Origin of the sequence: Vibrio sp. TRT 29B02 (assembly GCF_050113655.1) — a bacterium.
GTDB lineage: Bacteria > Pseudomonadota > Gammaproteobacteria > Enterobacterales > Vibrionaceae > Vibrio.
In genome coordinates, this window is sequence record NZ_JBNJOJ010000055.1 from 1 (window position 1) to 6,450 (window position 6,450).

5 protein-coding genes are annotated in these 6,450 nt (G+C 46.8%); 2 read left to right on the forward strand and 3 right to left on the reverse strand.

Translation table 11 applies throughout. From position 1 onward, the window contains the following. Together ACQEXT_RS21060 and ACQEXT_RS21065 are read left to right on the forward strand one after the other, a co-directional pair. The coding region (locus ACQEXT_RS21060) for a formylglycine-generating enzyme family protein (protein WP_426953424.1) at nt 1-945 on the forward strand (945 nt) is incomplete at its 5' end. Nucleotides 946-1,170: 225 nt separating this feature from the next. Continuing rightward, nucleotides 1,171-2,205, forward strand: a complete 1,035-nt coding sequence (locus ACQEXT_RS21065; protein ID WP_426953425.1) for a formylglycine-generating enzyme family protein — start codon at nt 1,171-1,173, stop codon at nt 2,203-2,205. 35 nt (nt 2,206-2,240) lie between these two features. Here ACQEXT_RS21065 and ACQEXT_RS21070 read toward each other — a convergent pair whose 3' ends face one another. The 3 genes from ACQEXT_RS21070 to ACQEXT_RS21080 all read right to left on the reverse strand — a co-directional run. Beyond that, nucleotides 2,241-4,772, reverse strand: a complete 2,532-nt coding sequence (locus ACQEXT_RS21070; protein ID WP_426953426.1) for a LysM peptidoglycan-binding domain-containing protein — start codon at nt 4,770-4,772, stop codon at nt 2,241-2,243. Beyond that, a complete protein-coding gene (locus tag ACQEXT_RS21075; RefSeq protein WP_426953428.1) occupies nt 4,769-5,368 on the reverse strand; it encodes a DUF4123 domain-containing protein in 600 nt (199 codons plus the stop codon). The genes ACQEXT_RS21070 and ACQEXT_RS21075 overlap by 4 nt, the downstream gene beginning before the upstream one ends. Beyond that, the coding region (locus tag ACQEXT_RS21080) for a type VI secretion system Vgr family protein (RefSeq protein WP_426953429.1) at nt 5,350-6,450 on the reverse strand (1,101 nt) is incomplete at its 5' end. The genes ACQEXT_RS21075 and ACQEXT_RS21080, both read right to left, overlap by 19 nt.

The following is a 6,450-nucleotide window of genomic DNA, read 5'->3' on the forward strand; positions in this document are numbered from 1 at the left end:
CAACAGCAGCTCAACACCATTATTAGTAATGTCAACAAACACTATCCAGATGCAGACAGCGAACTAAAACAAAATATTGCTGAGGTCGCGGTAAAGTCGATTGAAAATATGGTGTTTGTGGAAGGTGGCAGTTTTATTATGGGCGACTTTCGTATGCCCTGCATGAACGACGATCTTAATCGCCCAGTCTGGACGCCAGAAGCAAGTTGTTACAGTGCTGTTGAAATGGTCAGCAGTGGAGCGGATATTCAACATGAAGTAACTTTAAGCAGTTACTCGTTATCAAAGTATGAAGCAGAGCTGTTGGATTATGATGTTTATTTACAAGCTTTTAATCGCCCGTTTGAACAGTTTGATTATGAAGAAAAATACCTTGAACGAGGATCAAGCGATTATAAGATTTTTTTATCGAGCTTTATTAAAAAACCAGCAAGACTAGTAAACTGGCAAGATGCAAAAAACTATTGTCAGTGGTTGGGGCAATTGACCGCTTTACCAGTGGATCTGCCTACCGAAGCACAGTGGGAATACGCAGCACGCAACCGTGGTCAAAAACTCTACTACGGGACCAATAATGGGTTTAAACAATATAGAGGTGGGGGTTTTTATAACCCTAAGCTAGGCGGCTATGAGGAGTTTACAGATAAAACCGCCAATATGGCCACTGGCTTAAACCCTGTAGGTATGTTTGCGCCCAATCCCCTCGGTCTCTATGATATGACTGGAAATGCCACCGAGTGGGTCAACGATTGGTACGCCAAAGATTATTATAAAGTGTCACCGAAACTTGATCCTCAGGGCCCAGAAAAGGGTGAGAACAAAGTCAAACGAGGTGGTATAGGTATGGTCAATACCTCTCGCGTACACTACCCATTGAGCGACTATATGCCAGCGCTCAACTCAGGTTTTCGTTGCTCCGTCCAAAGCGCAGAACAAGCTTATTAGCATTGAAAACAACTGTATTATGGCGGTCGACTCTTAACGGGACACACGTTTTAACTACATCAACATTAAGACCGAGTTTCTGATAATTACTTGATAAATTCATTAATTATTAACTGGGTTTGCATAATTAAGAAAAGGAAGGAAAATCACATTATTTTCAGGTCATTAACTTCAAGTCACCAACTTAGCCGCTTAAAATAAACGGCTAAATAATGAGGATTGATAATGAATTATAAATGGCTAGGTCTTCTCAGTGCGATACCTTTATTGGCGGCATGCAATAGTGATATCGATATTTCCAGCAACGTGCTTTCTCAGCAGCAGCTCAACACCATTATGAGTAATGTCAATAAACACTATCCAGATGCAGACAGCGAACTCAAACAAAATATCGCCAAGGTTGCGGTAAAGTCGATTGAGAATATGGTGTTTGTGGAAGGTGGCAGTTTTATTATGGGCGACTTTCGTATGCCCTGCATGAACGACGATCTTAATCGTCCAGTCTGGACGCCAGAAGCCAACTGTTACAGTGGTGTCGAAATGGTCAGCAGTGGAGCGGATATTCAGCATGAAGTAACTTTAAGCAGTTATTCGTTGTCAAAGTATGAAGCGGAGTTGCTGGACTATGATGTTTATTTACAAACACTTGGCCGACCATTTGAACAGAGTGTTTATGAAGGACAGTACCTAGAACGTGGCTCTAAGGTCTATAAAACGGTATTACCGAAATTTATAAAAAAACCGGCCAGGGAAGTAAATTGGCAAGATGCAAAAAACTATTGTCAGTGGCTGGGGCAATTAACCGCGCTGCCCGTCGATCTGCCGACTGAGGCTCAATGGGAATACGCCGCACGTAGTCGTGGGCAAAAACTCTACTACGCAACCAACAATGGCTTTATTCAGTTTAGAGGAAGGGGTTTCTATAACCCAGAATTAGGGGGCTATGAGGAGTTTACCGAAAAAACCGCTAATGTTGATACAGATTTAAACCCTGTTGGTATGTTTGCGCCCAATCCTCTCGGTATTTATGATATGACTCGAAATGCCACAGAATGGGTTAATGACTGGTACGCCAAAGATTATTATAAAGTGTCGCCGAAACTCGATCCTCAAGGGCCAACAACGGGTGAGTACAAAGTCAAACGAGGTGGGGTTGGTATGGTAAATGTAGCGCGCGCCTATGATACGGTAAAGGGTGATAGCCTATCATTCACTTCGGGTTTTCGTTGCTCCGTTCAAAGCGCAGAACAAGCTTATTAGCCTCAAAAAAGACCGCCTCACGGCGGTCGCTGTGGTTAGATATAATAGCCATTATTTTTATTTAAGCGCGCGATTTGCCGCTCGACTCTCTCCCTCTTCTGGCTCCAACTCCAGCCAGAGCGCGGCGAAAACGGACGCATTTCAGCAAAGTTAGCCTCATTGATTTCATTCACTTGCGCCAGTTTTAATACCCAGTGGTTAAAGCTTGTCTGTTGTTCGCCATCTAAAATCGCATTGATGCGTGCTAAATTGTCAAACAACGCTTTGTCCTCTGCTTGTTTACCGCCTGACGGTTTTTCACCAGTGGCATTCATACGCGTGAGCACCTCTTCAAAACGTCGCCACGTTTTCACCGCGCCAAGCAATAAAATATAAATCGCCTTCTCTTGCTCCTCATCCCACGACAGATAAAACGTCGTCACTAAGGTATTGATCATAATGCCGACGCTTTCTGGCAGCAATTCTTCAAACGGCACTTCGCCAATCACATCGCTATAGTTCGCGACAATGCGCCTAGCAAGGCGAAAGGCTTCCTTTTTCTTCTCGGATTCGGTGTCCCAAAACTCCAAACGAGTATCCCACCATTTATTTATTGAACGCTGAGTTTTCATCACCGCCTGTTTAAGCGCTTCATCTGGATTAGCAATCATATCGGAGGCAAATGCTATATAGCTCGAGCGCATAAAGTGCCGATATACATCGTCATCAAGATTGTCCAGAACACGATAATCCGTTGCTTTTAAGCCTTTAAACAATATAACGGCGAGCTGCCATAACTGCTCAAAATCAACTGTCGTGCCAAACCCACCACTGGCGCCAGGGCCAAACACCAAACGGCCAGAGCAGTTAAAGTAGAATTTACCATCATTACCAAGGCTTAACTGGAAGTCCCAACCCGCTCCAGCTCCAATAGCCACATTGCCATTGGCACCCACCTTGGCGAGGGTGGCAAAATCAAACACCTTATCCAGTTTGTTATCTGGCGGCGCTTTCCACTCTAGCCCCCCTTCAACCTGACCACCAACTTGAGCACCACCAAAGATATCGCCTTTCACGCCGACACCGCCAGAAGCATTGGTACCCATACTAACGCTTGGAGAGAGCAGTATCTGGTGGCCGGGGTTGTTGTTGGGTTGATTGCTGAGTTCTAAGCGCCCGCTGGTCATCGCGCCAACAAAACAGCTGAGCATTAAGCTAACTTTGGCCCTAAAGTGGCCAAATGGATAAACGGCGGGCTGTTTGTTAGCATCAAGATAGCTCAGTTCCAGCGCATAGCCACTTTCATAAGGAAAATAACGGTGAAGCCCAACCGCACCTTCAGCCAGAGCGAAACTGGCCTCCGCACCAATGCCAATATCTATTTTGCCTTCGGATGGTTCAATCGTACTTTTGACGCTGGCTTGGGCAGCAAAGCGCAGTAGTTGCGCCTCTTGAGAACTGGCAAAAATAACTTCGCCATTGTCATCATGCAGCTTTTGAGTCGCTTTCCATTCATGGGCTTTCCAGCCGTCCGCTTTCCAGTTGGCAAAGACAGCCTCTAGCTTACCTGTCTCAATATCATCGCGAATGCCTTTTTTAATGTCTTGGATAAAGGCTTGCTTTAGTCCTTGCCAGTCCTTCGCTTCTAAGGCTCGAGTGACTTCAGCATTAACGGTATTTTGTTTCCAGTTGTTTTTGGCACGCTCAACGAAATCCGCTCGCAGGTAAACAAGTCGATTCTCACTCACGAGCCAGGCTTCTAGCACATGCCTTTTCGCGGGCGCACGCTCAAGCGCTTTGTGGTTCATCTTGGTAAGATCAACACTTTGTTTGTTGGAAGACTCTGGTACAACGGGTTTATTCGCTAAATCCTGCCAGTAGGCGAGCTCTTTCTCGATCGTGGCGAGAACTTTATCGCGCACGGTGATGGTGGATGGCTCAGAGAAGTATGGGACATAAATGTTCACTAACGCGCGGCGTTTCTCAAGTTCAGTGATTTTGCTTGCGATGTAGTTCTGTGTTTTTGGTGGTTCCGCAGACTGAGTCGCGGTGCCTGCTGCGTTGGTTTTGGGCGCATCTACATTGATGGCCCCGGCATAGACGCATTGCTCAAGCCACGCCTTTTTCTTTAGCGCATGTTGCTGCATCTCAGCGGGGGCAATGTTGTCGCCACTGGGTGCGTTTTCTAGGAGCGTTTTATAGTCTTGAACCAGTTTATCGGTGATCTGAATTTCTTCTTTCAGCTTTGCTTGGTCCTCTTGCGCCAAACAGTAATAGTCTGTTGGCGAATCCCCAGTAAAAAACAGCACATCATGGACATTAATGCTCTGACATAAAGGCGCACTGAGAATTTCTCCAGTACATTTTGGCTCTAGCTCTGTACGGGGTGGCTCGGTCGAATAATCGGGCTCAGGCTCCTCAATGATCACTTCTTTAGGTAGTGTTAAGGTATCTCCCGCCCGAATGTAATTTGGGTCAGTCTGACATTGCGGATTCAGAGTCAAGAGGTCGACATATTCGACACCTTGATCGATAGCGATTTGGAGTAGGGTATCCCCCGGTTGAATGGTATAGGTAGTCATGGTCATAGGGCTCCATTACTCGCTTCAAGAATCGACTGCATCGTAGAGAGGTGTTCTGGAGTTATGGTCCACTGATACTGCTTCGGAGGGTGGATAGGCTGATCGATAGCCCCCCAATACCATTGCCCGTGGTACCAGTGAATTTGCTCAATGGATTGGAAAAACAGACTGCGTTCCTCGTCCGTCATGGTCCCGAGTAATGGTAATAAGGTTCGTGGCTCATAGTAACGGAGCAAGGCGACCGATTGCCCTGTCGAAACGACTAGACGTTCTCTGAGGAGTTTGACCAGTGACGTTTGAGGTGTGCCTTTTTTAACATACATAAGGCTTCCGCAAGGTGTGCTCTGCATTTGCTCTATTACAATAGGAAACAGCTCTCGCCCATCTAGAGCAACTAACACGGGGCCACGTTCAATGTTGGCAAATTGTGTCTGCTCGAAAAGGGGGCAAAAGAAGGGCTCTGGAACGGTCTGATAAAGCTGAACTTGCCAATTTGGCCAAAGTTCAGGCTCGATGATCATATAGACATCCCATTCGTCTACGAGGATTGGCGCAGAGCCGATTTCAACGCGCCACTGAGGCATTATTTGTGGATTTGACATTGACCACCTCTATTACATTGGCAAAGTTCTTTTAGCAACGAGCCGTTTTCGACCATCTTGTTGTAGGCGATTTGGTTCATGGCCGGGAGTGATCCATCCGTAGCCATTGCTTCTTGTTCAGGGGGAGTCATATCCTGTGTCAGGGAGTTGGGCAGCAAAGCAATCTGCCCAGAAAAACCACTGCCACTGCTTGGACTTCCACCAGAGTTTAAATTGACTTTCGCTCCAACCAAGCTAACACCTGAAGCGTCCACTTTTATAAAGCTGCCACCGGCTTTTAAAGTCATTTCAGAGCCTGCTTCGATAACGACCTTCATACCGGCTTTGATGTGGAGTTCATTGCCAATTTCAAATGCATGCAACTGAGCGATTTTTTGATGCAGATTCCCTTCCACAATCGAGGTGGCATCTTGTTTGACTAGAGTGCGGCTTTCACTCTCCACGGTGAGGTTGTGGTTGTTTTTAATCTGAGTGAAATGGTCGTTATCGATCGTGATATGTTGGTCACGCTTGACATGAGTGGTCATGTCATTCAGCACTATCGAGTCAAAATCCTTCTGCGCATGAAGATAGATTTGCTCTTGGTCTGCTTGGTCTTCAAAACTCAGTTCGTTAAAGCCTTGCCCTTGGTGGGTCTCACTGCGCAGGACGGTTTTGGTTTTGTTGTTGGGCAGCGCATAAGGCGGCTGGTTGACCGCATGATAGGTGCGCCCTGTGATGATGGGCTGATCTGGGTCACCATTAAGAAATGAGACAATCACTTCGTGACCAATGCGAGGCAAAGCGACCATGCCATATTGGCTGCCTGCCCAACCTTGAGAGACGCGCACCCAGCATGAACGATGTTCAGGGTTTATCTCTTCGCGATCCCAGTGGAAATGGACTTTCACGCGACCATGTTCGTCACAGAAGATTTCTTCTCCCTCTGGGCCGACGACCGTCGCGATCATGGGGCCATCAACGGTTGGTTTGGTCTCGGGCTGCGCTTGCCAATTGAGATGAGCTGGGATGGCTTGCCATTGGTTGGCGTAGGTCGTCTTGCCTTGAGTGCCCTCTTCCTCGAGTGCTTGAGCCTGTTCGCC